This window comes from Bifidobacterium simiiventris, assembly GCF_019331715.1.
GTDB classification, from domain to species: Bacteria; Actinomycetota; Actinomycetes; order Actinomycetales; family Bifidobacteriaceae; genus Bifidobacterium; species Bifidobacterium simiiventris.
Genome location: NZ_JAHBBG010000005.1, coordinates 1 through 13,481 on the forward strand (window position 1 = coordinate 1; position 13,481 = coordinate 13,481).

At 62.4% G+C, this 13,481-nt stretch carries 12 protein-coding genes; 2 read left to right on the forward strand and 10 right to left on the reverse strand.

Annotation, left to right across the window (positions count from 1 at the left end; all coding sequences use genetic code 11):
- Positions 1-617: 617 nt before the first annotated feature.
- Positions 618-3,947, reverse strand: a complete 3,330-nt coding sequence (gene ileS, locus KIH76_RS06495; RefSeq protein WP_338023613.1) for a mupirocin-resistant isoleucine--tRNA ligase — start codon at positions 3,945-3,947, stop codon at positions 618-620.
- A gap of 378 nt (positions 3,948-4,325) precedes the next feature.
- Complete coding sequence (locus KIH76_RS06500; protein WP_219069910.1) at positions 4,326-5,618, reverse strand: citrate synthase; 1,293 nt, start codon at positions 5,616-5,618, stop codon at positions 4,326-4,328.
- Between the two features lie 282 nt (positions 5,619-5,900).
- On the opposite strand from KIH76_RS06500, the gene KIH76_RS06505 reads away from it, so the two are divergent.
- Positions 5,901-6,308, forward strand: a complete 408-nt coding sequence (locus KIH76_RS06505) for a GNAT family N-acetyltransferase (protein ID WP_219069912.1) — start codon at positions 5,901-5,903, stop codon at positions 6,306-6,308.
- A gap of 127 nt (positions 6,309-6,435) precedes the next feature.
- Here KIH76_RS06505 and KIH76_RS06510 read toward each other — a convergent pair whose 3' ends face one another.
- Both KIH76_RS06510 and KIH76_RS06515 read right to left on the reverse strand, forming a co-directional pair.
- Complete coding sequence (locus KIH76_RS06510) at positions 6,436-6,888, reverse strand: DUF2178 domain-containing protein (RefSeq protein WP_219069914.1); 453 nt, start codon at positions 6,886-6,888, stop codon at positions 6,436-6,438.
- Between the two features lie 31 nt (positions 6,889-6,919).
- A complete protein-coding gene (locus KIH76_RS06515; protein WP_219069916.1) occupies positions 6,920-7,141 on the reverse strand; it encodes a helix-turn-helix transcriptional regulator in 222 nt (73 codons plus the stop codon).
- 187 nt (positions 7,142-7,328) lie between these two features.
- On the opposite strand from KIH76_RS06515, the gene KIH76_RS06520 reads away from it, so the two are divergent.
- The gene (locus KIH76_RS06520) at positions 7,329-8,360 is read left to right on the forward strand and encodes a D-2-hydroxyacid dehydrogenase family protein (RefSeq protein WP_219069918.1); all 1,032 of its coding nucleotides are present in this window, start codon (positions 7,329-7,331) and stop codon (positions 8,358-8,360) included.
- A 275-nt stretch (positions 8,361-8,635) separates the two neighbouring features.
- Here the strand turns inward: KIH76_RS06520 and KIH76_RS06525 are convergent, their stop codons facing one another.
- The 6 genes from KIH76_RS06525 to KIH76_RS06550 all read right to left on the reverse strand — a co-directional run bounded on the left by KIH76_RS06525 (position 8,636) and on the right by KIH76_RS06550 (position 13,372).
- Positions 8,636-9,583 carry a hypothetical protein gene (locus KIH76_RS06525; protein ID WP_219069920.1) on the reverse strand — a complete coding sequence of 316 codons (948 nt, stop codon included), beginning with the start codon at positions 9,581-9,583 and terminating at the stop codon, positions 8,636-8,638.
- Between the two features lie 3 nt (positions 9,584-9,586).
- Positions 9,587-10,510, reverse strand: a complete 924-nt coding sequence (locus tag KIH76_RS06530; protein WP_219069922.1) for an ATP-binding cassette domain-containing protein — start codon at positions 10,508-10,510, stop codon at positions 9,587-9,589.
- Positions 10,507-10,875 (reverse strand): GntR family transcriptional regulator, encoded by a 369-nt coding sequence (locus KIH76_RS06535; RefSeq protein ID WP_219069924.1) that lies wholly within the window; start codon positions 10,873-10,875, stop codon positions 10,507-10,509. The genes KIH76_RS06530 and KIH76_RS06535 overlap by 4 nt, the downstream gene beginning before the upstream one ends.
- A gap of 141 nt (positions 10,876-11,016) precedes the next feature.
- Positions 11,017-11,757: an ABC transporter ATP-binding protein gene (locus tag KIH76_RS06540; RefSeq protein ID WP_420829259.1), complete on the reverse strand. Its 741-nt coding sequence runs from the start codon at positions 11,755-11,757 to the stop codon at positions 11,017-11,019.
- Positions 11,758-11,768: 11 nt separating this feature from the next.
- On the reverse strand, positions 11,769-12,542 hold the full coding sequence (locus KIH76_RS06545) for an ABC transporter ATP-binding protein (RefSeq protein ID WP_219069926.1): 774 nt from the start codon (positions 12,540-12,542) through the stop codon (positions 11,769-11,771).
- On the reverse strand, positions 12,539-13,372 hold the full coding sequence (locus KIH76_RS06550; RefSeq protein ID WP_219070002.1) for an ABC transporter permease: 834 nt from the start codon (positions 13,370-13,372) through the stop codon (positions 12,539-12,541). Before KIH76_RS06550 ends, KIH76_RS06545 begins: the two co-directional genes overlap by 4 nt.
- Between the last annotated feature and the right edge of the window lie 109 nt (positions 13,373-13,481).

Here is a 13,481-nt window from a genome sequence, read left to right on the forward strand (position 1 = left end):
ATCCTGAGCCAGAATCGAACCCTCCACAAAAAAACCTCGTGAAGAGAACCATTGAATGACTCTCAAAACATCAATTGACGGAACATCCTATAAGGAAGGACGTCCACACAAAAACCTCACCCCTCATCAACCACTCTCATGGACTCCCCAAAACAGGAAGCGAGGAATGAACTGGCAATCATTGACTATAAAGAAGTAGTACAAACACGCTCTTGAGTTCTCAAACCACCACCACGTCAGCGGGCCGAACCTTCAGGAGAAGAACCCGCCGCGCTGAGCGGCAACAGGTGATTAATTTACACACACCTCGGCACATACGCAAATCGAGAATCGAGAGAGTCGCAAAAACCGTTGCGGCATAACGAATCCTTCGGCGTGTCGCAACAGTCATAAAACGGCCGATACACTCAGCATAATCCCCGAAAGCAACCCAAAGATGAACGCCGATCGACCAGTGCACGGCGTGTCTCGTACCAACAGGTAACTCATGCGGACGGCTCATGCGTGCGAGACAATCTCCCGAATACGACAAAGGGTGAACTGAACGCAATCATTCGGTTCACCCTTGAGTGAGACGGATCTCTTTTATGAGATTCGACGCTGACCGGAATCCGGCATCACGCCTTGGCGACCTCGACGGCCAGTTCCTTGGCGTCCGCGTCGGCCACGATCTCGAGGCCGGCTTCGGCGAGCGTCTCATGCGCGATGAGGTCGCGGAACTGCTCGGCCTTCGGCGCATCGGCGGCCGGCACGGTCAGCTTCAGGCTGATGCGGTCGGCGATGTCGAGGCCGGCGTCCTTACGGGCGTCCTGCACGGCGCGGATTGCGTCGCGGGCGTAGCCCTCGGCGATCAGGTCGTCGTTCAGCGCGGTGTCGAGAATCACGAAACCGCCGGTCGGCAGTGCGGCGGAAACGGACGACGCGGCTTCCGCGGCATTCTCCTCCTCCACACGGTTGATCAGCTCGTACTCGCCGTTCTCCAGTGCGACCTCGCCGTTCGGAGTCTCGACCACCGGGGCGCCGGTGGCGGCATCGACGTGCCAGGCACCCGTCTTGGACGCCTTGATCGCGAACTGAACCTGCTTGCCGAGGCGCGGGCCGGCCGCACGGGCGTTCACCTTGAGCTGGTGGACGATCTTCAGGCCCTTCGTGCCGGCGTCCTCCATCGTGCAGAACTCGATGTCCTTCACGTTCAGCTCGGACTTGAGGATCTCGGCGTACGCCTCGACGTCGGCCACGTCCTCGACCACGACGGTGAGCTTGGCGAGCGGCTGGCGCACGCGGATCTGCTCCGCCTTGCGCAGCGACAGCGTGCCCGAAACGACCTCGCGCACCTTCTCCATCGCGTTGACCAGCTTCGGATCGTCGGCCAGCACGCGGCCGAGCTCGGTCGCCTCGCCGGTCTTCTCGTCCGCGAGGAACGGCCAGTCGGCCAGATGCACCGATTCGCCGCCGGTCAGTCCACGCCACACGGATTCGGCTTCCATCGGGGCGAGCGGGGCGAGCACGCGCATGAACACCTCGAGCACGGTGTACAGCGTGTTGAACGCGTTCGCGTCCTCGTTCCAGAAGCGGTCGCGGGTGTTGCGGATGTACCAGTTGGTGAGCACGTCGATGAAGTCGACGGCCGCGTCGCAGGCGTCGGAGATCGCGAACTCGTCAAGCGACTTCTGGACCTTCTCGACCAGTCGGCGGGTGCGGGCCAGCAGGTAGCGGTCCATCTCCGGCAGGTTCGCAACCTCATCGGCGGTGAGCTGACGGGCGTCGAAACCGGCGCCCTTGTTGGCCGCGTTGGCATACAGCGTGAAGAAGTAGTAGGAGCTCCACACCGGCAGCATGACCTGACGAACCGTGTCGCGGATGCCTTCGGCGGTGACGATCAGGTTGCCGCCGCGCAGGATCGGCGAGGACATGAGGAACCAGCGCATCGCGTCGGAACCGTACTTGTCGAACACGCCGTTGACGTCCGGGTAGTTACGCAGGTGCTTCGACATCTTCTGGCCGTCGGAGCCGAGCACGATGCCGTGGCAGATCACGTTCTTGAACGCCGGACGGTCGAACAGGGCAGTCGCCATGACGTGCAGCAGGTAGAACCAGCCACGGGTCTGACCGATGTATTCGACGATGTAGTCAGCCGGGAAGTGCTGTTCGAACTTCTCCTTGTTCTCGAACGGGTAGTGGAACTGCGCGAACGACATCGAACCGGACTCGAACCAGCAGTCGAGCACGTCGGTGATGCGATGCATGTGGCTCTTGCCGGTCGGATCGTCCGGGTTCGGTCGGGTCAGGTTGTCGATCCACGGACGGTGCATGTTGATGTTGCCGTCCTTGTCGCGCGGGTAGTCGCCGAAGTCGTTCTTCAGCTCTTCGAGCGAACCGTACACGTCGACGCGCGGGTACTTCGGGTCGTCGGACACCCACACCGGGATCGGGGAACCCCAGAAGCGGTTGCGGGAGATCGACCAATCGCGCGCGTTGGCGAGCCACTTGCCGAACTGGCCGTCCTTGACGTTCTCCGGGATCCAGTTGATCTGCTGGTTGAGTTCGAGCAGACGCGGCTTGATCTTGGTGACGGAGACGAACCAGGAGCTGACCGGCTTGTAGATCAGCGGCGTGGCACAGCGCCAGCAGTGCGGGTAGGAATGCACGTAGCTCTTCTCCTGGAAGAGGATCGCGCGCTTGTCCTCGTCGATCTGGGCGAGCGGGCCGTCGCCGGCGCGCAGGTTGCGCAGGATCGGCAGGTTCGCGTCGAACACGAACAGGCCCTCGTAGTCCGGGCACTGCGACGTGAAGTTGCAGCCGTTGTCGAGCACGTCGGTGCTCTTGATGCCCTTGGCGTTGAGCGTGTTCATATCGTCCTCGCCGTAAGGGGCCTGATGCACGAGGCCGGTGCCCTCGACGGTGTCGACGTAGTCAGCGGTGAAGATCGTGTAGCCGTTCGGACCGGGCACGTTGCCTTCCGTCTCGGCCTTCTCGCCCGCGAAGTACGGGAAGACAGGCCAGTAGCGGCGGCCGGCCAGCTCGGAGCCCTTGAGCTCGCGCACGACCTGGTAGTTCTCGCCGAGTTCCTTGGTGTAGTGCGGCAGGAGCGCTTTGCCGAGGTAGAACTTCTTGCCGGCGAACTTGCCTTCAGTCGGCTCGACCTCGACGTAGTCGATGTCCGCGCCGACGACGATCGCGAAGTTGGTCGGGACGGTCCAAGGCGTGGTGGTCCAGAACACGGCGTAGGCGTCCTCGTCGCGCATCTTGACGGCGACGGAGACGGTGGTGTCCTGACGATCCTGGTACACGTCGGCGTCCATGCGCAGCTCGTGCGCCGACAGCGGCGTCTGATCCTTCGGGCAGTACGGCAGCACGCGGTAGCCCTGATAGGCAAGGCCCTTCTCGTAGAGCTGCTTGAACGCCCACATCACGGACTCCATGTACGGGATGTTCAGCGTCTTGTAGCCGTGCTCGAAGTCGACCCAGCGGGCCTGACGGTGCACGTAGTCCTGCCATTCGCGCGTGTACTTGAGGACGGAGGCGCGGCAGGCGTCGTTGAACTTGTCGATGCCCATTTCCTCGATCTGGGCGACCGAGTCGATGCCGAGCTCCTTCTGCGCCTCGAGTTCGGCGGGCAGGCCGTGCGTGTCCCAACCGAACACGCGGTTGACCTTGTGGCCCTTCATGGTCTGGTAGCGCGGGATCACGTCCTTCGCGTAGCCGGTCAGCAGGTGGCCGTAATGCGGCAGGCCGTTCGCGAACGGCGGGCCGTCGAAGAACACGAACTCGTTCTGGCTGTGATCGCCGGAGGGGCGGCGTTCGACCGACTTCTGGAAGGTGTCGTCCTTGTCCCAGTAGTCGAGGACGGTCTCCTCCATGTGCGGGAAGCTCGGGTTCGGCGCGACGGATGCGGTTTCGCCGCCTTCGTTCGCCTTGGGATACACATGATTGGTGGTTTCGCTCACCATGGTTCTCCTCGTCAATGTTTTGCTCTGTCCTACAGGAGCGATTGACGATCACCACGCGCGAAGCCTCGCGGCCGGGCATGACGATCGACTGTCATTCCTGCCTACGAGGACGATGATCGGCTGGTTCCGGCTGCGCGCCGTCCGCTGCTCACCGCGGTACCACCTCGCTTGTCGCCTTCCGCATGGACCACGTATGGTCCGCACGGCATGCGACCGCTTGAGTTCGGCTGTGTCGGGCCGATCCCGTCGGGTCTACTGGGCGACCGATCGATTGACCGAGCGCCGTTCTTCCGAAGGCTCCCCGCTGATAACGGATCACTGCCTTGACAACGCGGCCCATCGTATCACGGCGCGGGGTCAAACCTGCCCGCAGCGTCAGCGTTGGTCCAGCGGCACGTAGTCGCGCAGCGTCTCGCCGGTGTACACCTGACGCGGACGGCCGATCTTCGTGTTCGGGTCGGCGAGCATCTCGCGGTACTGCGCGATCCAGCCAGGGATGCGGCCAAGCGCGAACAGCGTGGTGAACATGGCCGGGTCGAAGCCGATGGCGCGGTAGATCAGTCCGGTGTAGAAGTCGACGTTCGGGTAGAGGTGGCGGGAGACGAAGTATTCGTCAGTCAGCGCGATGTCCTCCAGCTCGGTGGCCACATCGAACAGCGCCCGCTCGTCGGCCGGCAGCTTCGACGTGTCCTCGCGTTCCATGATCTTTTCCAGATACGTCTTGGCGATCGCCGCACGCGGGTCGTACGACTTGTAGACGCGGTGGCCGAGACCGGAGATGCGCTGGCCGTTCGCCTTCGCGTCCTCGACGAACTCGCGCACCGACTTGCCGGAGTCGCGGATCGCCTTGAGCTGGCGCAGCACGGCCTCGTTCGCGCCGCCGTGCAGCGGACCGGATAGGGCGTTGACGCCGGCCGCGACCGCGGAGTACAGGTTCGCGTGGGCGGATCCGGCGATGCGCACGACCGAGGTGGAGCAGTTCTGCTCATGGTCGGCGTGGATGATGAGCAGTCGGCCGAGCGCGTGCACGTACAGCGGATCGGATTCGAACGGCTCGTACGGCACGGCGAAGCACATGCGCAGGAAGTCGTCGACATAGCCGCGGGCGTAGTCCGGGTAGAGCATCGGCTCGTCACGGCGGCGACGGAAGATGTACGACACGATCGTGCGTACCTTGGCCATGATGATGACCGCGGCCTCGTCCAGCTGGTCGGAGTCGGTGATGTCGGTGGTGTCCGGGTAGAAGGTGGCGAGCGCGTTGATGGCGGAGGCGAGCACGCTCATCGGATGCGCGGTGCGCGGGAACGAGCCCATGAACGTGCGGAAGTCCTCGCCGACCATCGTGCGATGGTTGATGTCGGAGACGAACTTCTCATACTGTTCCTTGCTGGGCAACTCGCCGTGGCGCAGCAGCCAGGCGACCTCGAGGAAGTCGGACTGGTCGCACAACTGCTCGATCGGGTAGCCTCGGTAACGCAGAATCGAATTGTTGCCGTCGATGAACGTGATCTTCGATTCGCACTGCGCGGTGGTCAGAAATCCGGGGTCGAGCGTGACCCAGCCGTCGTTGCGCAGCTTGGAGACCACGATGCCGTCCGGACCTGCGGTGGCCTTGACGACGGGCAACGTGTATTTGCTGTCATCCACATTCAGCTGGGCGGTTGCCATGCTTGTACTCCCCTCGATATACGGGCCGTATGGCTCAAAAGTACGGCTCACTATATGGCATGAGTGTTTCAATGCAAGTCGGCGTCTCATTTTCGCCCGTCACGATCGAATACCGTCTCATCAACATACCCTGCGCATCGGCAAGCATCATCATCGTCCTGCCATGCATCCGATATATCCATCGCCGTGTCGCCACATCGCGGACAGCTCCGCGGACATGCAAAGCCATCCTCTTAGTATTGGCCGAACACGCCACACGAGTTAACGATAAGGGGATCAGCCATGACCATTGCATACACCGAGGCACGCACGTTCACCAAGGATCAGGTCCAGCAGCTGTTCCGTTCCGTCGGCTGGGTGTCCGGCGAATACCCGGATCAGCTGTACAAGGCGCTGATGGGCTCCTCGACCGTGATCTCGGCTTGGGACGGCGACCGTCTGGTCGGTCTGGTGCGTGCGTTGGACGACGGCGCGATGCTGGCCTACATGCACTATGTGCTGGTCGACCCCGAATACCAGGGACACGGCATCGCCGGGCACATGGTGCGCATGATCCAGGAGAAGTACCGAGACTTCTTCTATGTGGAGGTCATGCCGGAGGAAAGCAAGAACGCGTCGTTCTACGAACGGTTCGGGTTCAAGGTCATGACCGACGGCGTGGCCATGCAGACCGTCAATCCGAACTGGTGACGCAAGCCCCGGATCGGCTGGTTGCGGCCAACCGCAACCACCGCAACCGATCAAAATCAGCAGCAGCCAATCTCCAGCCATCAGACACCCTGCGCAAATCGTTGGTATCGGTGGTATCTCGCGGCGGTCAATGCCGGAAATACCACCATGCCAGTCCGATTTGCAACGCCAGCGCCACCCATCCGCACACGATCACCGTCAATCCGATGACGGCAAGAATCATATTGTCCAGTCCGATGCCGACGAACAGCACGACAATCGCGACCGACAGCATCGTTGCCTCCAGCACCTGAAGCGCCTTCGCGTTGGCTTTGGTCAGCACCGACCGGTCACGCTCGTCCTCCGGCGGCTTTTCCCCGATAGCAAGGGCCGCAGTCTCGGAATACGCCGCACACAGCCACATGACGGCACAGGCAAGGAATATGACGAGCGTGATCATCTCCAATGCCCATGACCATGTATACCGTTGCGATGAGGCACGGCCAAACGCTCCCAGCACCATGCCAAGTTGCAGCAGCGAGGCCAAGGCCATGCAGATCGCGCCGCGCAACGCCTTGCGGCTTCGTATTCTCGGTTTCATTCCGATCCTCCGATCTTTCCCATCCACGTTTCTATTCGTCATCGCCTTCGATGCGCTCGTTCTCGGCCAGCATGCACAGGTCCTCGATGCTGGTGTCGAACACCTGCGCCAGCCGGTAGGCCAGCATGAGCGAGGGGTTGTACTGTTCCTTTTCGATCGAGATGATCGTACGGGACGACACATGCACCGCATCGGCCAGCTCCTGTTGCGTCATGCCGGCAGTCTTCCGGTATTCACGGACCTTGGTCTTCATCGACCCGCATCACCTCCTTGTCATACCGGCGGCGGCACTGCCCGCAACGTCGCCGGCGATCATCGTACGATCATAAAAACTGAAGCATACTTCATGTGAAGTTAGCTTCATATTATAGCTAGGCAGCGACTATCTTCGCCACAGGACGCGCCGATGACCGTTCGATATGTCGCATTACAGTGAAGGCATGAGCGAACAGCAATCCACGCCGCAGATCATCGAAACGCAACCCGACCGCACCGACCTGCCGCTGGCGGTGATGCCGACAGTGTTCGAGGCGATGATCGAACCGTTCATCAAGAACCTCCCCCTGCTGCACGACATCGCACGCGTGCGCATGTACACAGACCGCACAACGGACAAGGAGACGCTGCTCAGGCGCTCCGCCGACGCGGACGCGGTGATGGTGATTGGCTTCCACATTCCCGACGCGACGCTTGACCGGTTCTGCGGCTTTGACGGCGGTTCCGGTCACGTACACTGCTTCGCGTTCGGCGGCACCGGCGTGGCAAGCTACATCAACATGGCGAAGACCCACGCGCGCAATGTGCGCGTGTGCAACATCGTGCATTACGGCGATCATGCGGTGGCGGAGCATACGTTCGCACTGATATTGGAGCTGGCCCGCGAGGCCGGACGGTTGAACGCCGAGGTGCGCTCCGGCGACTGGACCGGTGCGGAAGGCTACGCGCTGCATGGCAAGACGCTGGGATTGGTCGGTTTCGGAGGCATCGGCCAGACTGTGGCACGCATCGCCAACGGGTTTGGGATGCATGTGGCCGTATGGAATTCGCACGTCGACCCGTCCGCGGCGGCCGCACTCGGCGTGGAGTCGATCGACGACATGGGCGATCTGATGGAACGCGCGGACATCGTGAGCCTTCATCTGCCGTTGCTGGAGTCCACGGCCGGCATCATCACGGCCCGGCAGCTCGATCGGATGCGTTCGGGTACGCTGTTCGTCAATACCGCACGCGCCGAGATCATCGAGCCGGGCGCGCTGACCGAACGGCTGCTGCGCGGCGACATCCAAGCCGCATTGGACGTGTTCGATCATGAGCCGCTGCCGATGGACGATCCGTTGCGTACCGTGCCGGGCATCGTGCTCACGCCGCACGTGGCGTGGCGCAACGACGAGGCGTACGTGAGCCTTACCAGGCAGGTCGTCCAGTCGGTCGCATCGTTCTTCACCGGCGGCGACTTCAACGTGGCGAACTGACCATCATCGACGCCCGCCCCGCCCGGTCTGCAAGGCACGCATATCCAAAGGCCGTAACTCAACATAACCACCATCCCCCTATTGAGTTGCAGCCTCCGGCGGACCGCAAAACGGCCTTGACTCGACATCATCGTTTTCCCATTGAGTTACGGTCGTTTTTCGCATTGGAGACGACCGCGACCCAACATCATCGCCATCCCATTGTTGAGGTGCGGTCATTTTCCACCTCGGAAACGGCCGTACCTCAACAAGAACGAGTCATACGGCAACGCCGGTCAGCCGATCAGATGCCGACGGGATGGCCGGATCTCGCGTCGTGCCGTCATCCGGTCGACGGCGAACGCGCATACCGCGAACAGCAGCAGCGAGAACACGAACGGAATCCATGCGACGTACGAGATGACCTGCCGCTCGCCCACGTCACGGATCACACTGCCGGACAGCAGGTTCTTCACCCAGTACAGCGCCCGCGGCAACGCTCCATCGTATTGGTCACCCGTATACCACCACGGACCAGCCACCGTATATACGGCGACCACCGCGATCAGCAGCAGCGAGCCGCCCGCCCAGCGCATCACGCCGCCGTTGAACGCCCATGCAATCAACGCGCCTGCCAGCATGCCCAGCGAGGCGACGATCAGCATCATCGAGAATATCTTCATCGACATATACAGCCAATCGAACGGCACGGCAACCGGCTCACTGCACACCGCACGGTTCGCCAACGTTCCGACCGGACAATCGGTTCCCGCGAACTGGAATCGCCCGGATCGTTCCCCTTGCAGATACAGCAGTACGCCCAACGGCGAGCGCAACAGATCGTCCTGTTGGGATTCCGTCGCGGATCGCACCGTTCGCGTCAGTAACGCCCCGGCGTACTGCACCGGCATGAGGATGAGCGTCGTCGCGGCGGCGATCGTCACGTTCGCGATCATGCCGACGTTCGCGAACGATCGGCGCGATACGCCGTGGCACAGTTCGACGTCGAAGAATCCGACGAACCAGATCACGCCGACCAGGAACAGGAACGGGAACATGCGGGCTTCGGCGTCCACGGGAAATGCGGCAGATTCGGAACCCGACTCCGTGAGCTGCACATACACGCGGTAGGCGGAGATGCCGAGCGTCGCCAGAGGAATGGCGAGCATCACCGCATAGAGAATCGCGCAACGTTTCGTCATCGCGACAAACTGGCGGCTGAGATGCGATTGTGGTCTGATCATGGTTCACCGCTCCCCTGCGTTCGTTGTCATTGGTGTCGGGTCGGCCGCGGCATCGCCCGCAACATTGCCCGATTGCCCGGTCGCTGCGATGACGTAATCCTGCAAGCTCAGTCCGCTGGCGAAGATGCCTTCGGGCAGGTCGTTCGCGTCGATCTCGCCACGAACGGTCACGCTGGCCAGTCGGCCCATTTGCTCCTTCGCGACGACGCCCAGTCCGGCGTCCGCGATGAACTCGTCCACCGTATTCTCGTCGCCCACCAGCATCGCGGCGCGCGAGTCGACCGCTTCGGCGGCGAATTCATCCACGACATGACCTTGGTCGAGAATGATCGCGCGTTCGATGACGTGCGCGATCTCGTCAATAACGTGCGTCGAGATGACTATGGTCCGCGGCCGTTCCGCGTACGATTCGAGCAGGAACCGGTAGAACAGCTGCCGGTTGGCCGCGTCGAGGCCACTCACCGGTTCGTCGAGCAGCAGCACGTCGACCGGCACGCACAGCGCGGCGACCAATTGCACGATCTGCCGCTGGCCGAGCGACAGGTTGCCGTACATCGCGCCCGGCACGACGCCGAATTCGGCGAGCATGCGAGAGCAGAATCCCCAGTCGAAGCCGCCGTAGTAGCGTTCCTCACGACGGAAGATCGCGCTCAGGCGCACCGGCCAGAGGAACGGGCGGGTTTCGTTGACGAGGTAGATGCGGCCCTGCGCGATTTCGTTGTCGCGAACGTTGGCACCGTCGAGCATGACCATGCCGGATGTCGGCAGCAGACGATTGGCGATAAGCCCAAGCAGGGTGGATTTGCCGGCGCCGTTGCGGCCGAACAAGCCGTAGATGACCGGCTGCACGGTGAGATTGACATGGTCAAGCGCGGGTTTGGCGCCGTTGCCGTAGGTTTTGGTGAGATTGGTGATGGTGAGGCTCATGACCGGTAGCCTTTCTCGATGATGGCGACGAGTTCGTCTGCGGTGATACCGAGCCGCCTGGCCTCGGCGACGAACCGCACGACTTGTTCGGTGAGGAATTCCTCGCGTTTGGCGGCTTTCGCCCGCCCGGCAGCACCTGGGGTGACGAACATGCCCAGTCCGCGGCGTTTCTCGAGCAGCCCCTGTTCGACGAGCAGGTTCATTCCTTTGAGCACAGTCGCCGGGTTGATGCGGTAGGCCGAGGAGATTTCCGTGGTGCTGGGCACCTGATCGCCGTCGCAGTAGGTGCCGGCGATGATCGCCTCGTTGAGTTGGTCGGCGACCTGCCGAAACAGCGGGACGCCGTTGGAATCGTCGAAATGCACGGGTTACGGCCACCTCCTTCGGTCAGGACGTGATGATCGTTGTCGTCCCAGCGTCGCATGAACCTCATTGGTTCATTACTTATGTAACTAACCATATAACCAATGGGACGGAACGTCAATAACACACATGATCGTGTCGCGCTACAGCGACGCGGCTTCGATGAGCTGGCGCGTGTAGTCGGATTGCGGATCACCGAGCACTGCAGCGGACGGCCCACATTCCTCGACGCGCCCGCCGTGGAGCACGAGGATGCGGTCGGCGATGTGCTGGACGACGCCGAGATCGTGCGACACCATGATGATCGCTGTTTCACGATGTGTTTCACGGATGACGGCGAAGGCGTCAAGGATCTGGATGCGCGCGGTCACGTCGATCGCGCTCATCGGTTCGTCGGCAAGGATGATCTTCGGCTCGTTGACAATCGCGCGAGCGATGGCGACGCGTTGCGCCTGGCCGCCGGACAGATCGATCGGATAGCGGCGCGCGAACACGGCCGGGTCGAGGCCGACGGTGCGCAACGCCGCGTTGGCACGCGCTTCAATGTCGCCGCGAGACAGATCGCGATGTTGGATCAGCAACGGCTCCGAGACGGACCGCGCGACGCGCCAGCGCGGATCGAGCGAGGAGAACGGGTCCTGGAATACGAGTCCGGATTCGCGACGGATGCCGCCGCCCGCATAGTCGACGGTGCCGGAATCGGCGGATTCAAGGCCAAGCATGATGCGGGTCAGCGTCGATTTGCCTGAACCCGAGCCGCCGATGACGGCGAGGCACTCGCCCGGATACACGTCGGCGGATACGTCGAAGAGCACCTGACGACGGGCGTTGCGACGGCCGAAGGATTTATTGATGTGGCGGGCGGAGAGGAGTGGCTTGTTCATGATGGTCATCCTCATTTGATGCTCAGGGAGAGGGCGCGGGCGGCGGAGACGAGGCGGGCGGATTCGGGAGTGGATGGATGCGCAAGCAGGTCGGCGGTGTCGCCGGAGTCGGCGATCGCACCGCCGGCGAGCACGTAGCAGCGCGTGGTGGCGTGGGCGAGCACGGCGAAATCATGGGTGATGAACAGCATGGATGCGCCGGCGTCGTCGACCAGCGAGACGAGCAGGTCGACGATCTGGCGTTGGACGATCGAATCGAGCGCCGTGGTCGGCTCGTCGGCGATGATGAATCGCGGCGAGGTGATCAATGCGGTCGCGATGCCGACGCGCTGCTGCTGCCCGCCGGACAGTTCGTGCGGATACTTGCCCATCACGTCAGACGGCAATCCGACCTTACCGAGCATCGCGCGCACGCGATCCTGCCGTTCACTGCGAGTCAGGTCGTAGTGCAGTCGTAGCGGCAACGCGATCTGCTGCTCGACGGTCATCACCGGATTGAGTGAGACGGCCGGATTCTGGAACACCATGCCCATATATCGACCGCGCAGGTCGGCCAACGTCGCATCATCCGTGCCGACGATCTGCTGATCGCCGACCAAAATCGAACCGGACACCGTCGCGTTCGCCGGCAGCAGCCCCATAATCGCGCGCGAGATCATCGACTTGCCTGACCCTGACGAGCCGACCAATCCGACCCGCTCTCCGTCGGCGATGTCCATGTCCACGTCCCGAACAATGGACTTCCCTCCGATCGCCACGTTCAATCCTCGAACCTCAACGCTCATTGCGCGCTCTCCTTCCGCAGTTCGGGATTGGTCAACGGGTCGATGGCGTCGCGCAGCACGTCGCCGAAGATGTTGAGCGCGACGACGACCACCGTGACGATCAGACCGGGCCACAGCACTGTCAGCGGATACACGTTGATGAACTTGACCGACGTGGCGAGCGAATGTCCCCAGCTCGGCACGCCGCTCGGCACGCCGATGCCCAGATACGTGAGCCCGCTTTCGGCCAATACCGCCGTTCCGGCCGACAAGGAGAGCTGCACGAGCAACACTGGCAGCGTGTTCGGCACGATATGCCGCATGAACGTCCACCAGCCGGACGCGCCATTGGACAACGCGGATTCGACGTACGACGACCGTGCGGCGAGCAGTGCGGCGGGACGGGCGACTCGCGCGAGATTCAGTCCGTACCCGAATCCGCAGGCGACGACGATCACGACGATCGACGCACCAAGCGGCACGGCGAGGATGAGCGCGAGCAGCACGGTCGGTATGGAAATCAGTGCGTCCACGATCACGACGGATGCGGAGGCGAGCGCGGAGGCCCGCGCGACCATCGCCGCGACGAGCAGCAGTCCGAGCGCGGCCGCGAACAATACCGTCAGGATCACGATGAGCAGGTTCGTGCGCGAACCGGCCATCAGCCAGCTCAACACGTCGGCCCCGGTGCCGTCGGTGCCGAGCCAGTGCGCGGCGGACGGCTTCGCCCACACGTGGTAGCCGTCGGTCGCAAGCAACGGCTGCGGCGTCCAGAATAGAGAAACAAGAGCGACAAGCAACCATAGGCCGAGCACGGTCAGCGCGAATTTGCCTTCGGCGCGTCGCCACATGGAACGAACGACGATCATGCGATCACCTCACTGCGAAGTGTGGAGATCTCTCCGCTCGCCGCGCTCGGTCGAGATGACAGGAAAGACGAAACGCCAGATCGAGATGACC

Coding starts and splice junctions, on each gene's coding strand:
- KIH76_RS06500 (WP_219069910.1), bottom strand. CDS start 5,618: ATGGCAACCGCCCAGCTGAATGTGGATGACAGCAAATACACGTTGCCC.
- KIH76_RS06505 (WP_219069912.1), top strand. CDS start 5,901: ATGACCATTGCATACACCGAGGCACGCACGTTCACCAAGGATCAGGTC.
- KIH76_RS06510 (WP_219069914.1), bottom strand. CDS start 6,888: ATGAAACCGAGAATACGAAGCCGCAAGGCGTTGCGCGGCGCGATCTGC.
- KIH76_RS06515 (WP_219069916.1), bottom strand. CDS start 7,141: ATGAAGACCAAGGTCCGTGAATACCGGAAGACTGCCGGCATGACGCAA.
- KIH76_RS06520 (WP_219069918.1), top strand. CDS start 7,329: ATGAGCGAACAGCAATCCACGCCGCAGATCATCGAAACGCAACCCGAC.
- KIH76_RS06525 (WP_219069920.1), bottom strand. CDS start 9,583: ATGATCAGACCACAATCGCATCTCAGCCGCCAGTTTGTCGCGATGACG.
- KIH76_RS06530 (WP_219069922.1), bottom strand. CDS start 10,510: ATGAGCCTCACCATCACCAATCTCACCAAAACCTACGGCAACGGCGCC.
- KIH76_RS06540 (WP_420829259.1), bottom strand. CDS start 11,757: ATGAACAAGCCACTCCTCTCCGCCCGCCACATCAATAAATCCTTCGGC.
- KIH76_RS06545 (WP_219069926.1), bottom strand. CDS start 12,542: ATGAGCGTTGAGGTTCGAGGATTGAACGTGGCGATCGGAGGGAAGTCC.
- KIH76_RS06550 (WP_219070002.1), bottom strand. CDS start 13,372: ATGTGGCGACGCGCCGAAGGCAAATTCGCGCTGACCGTGCTCGGCCTA.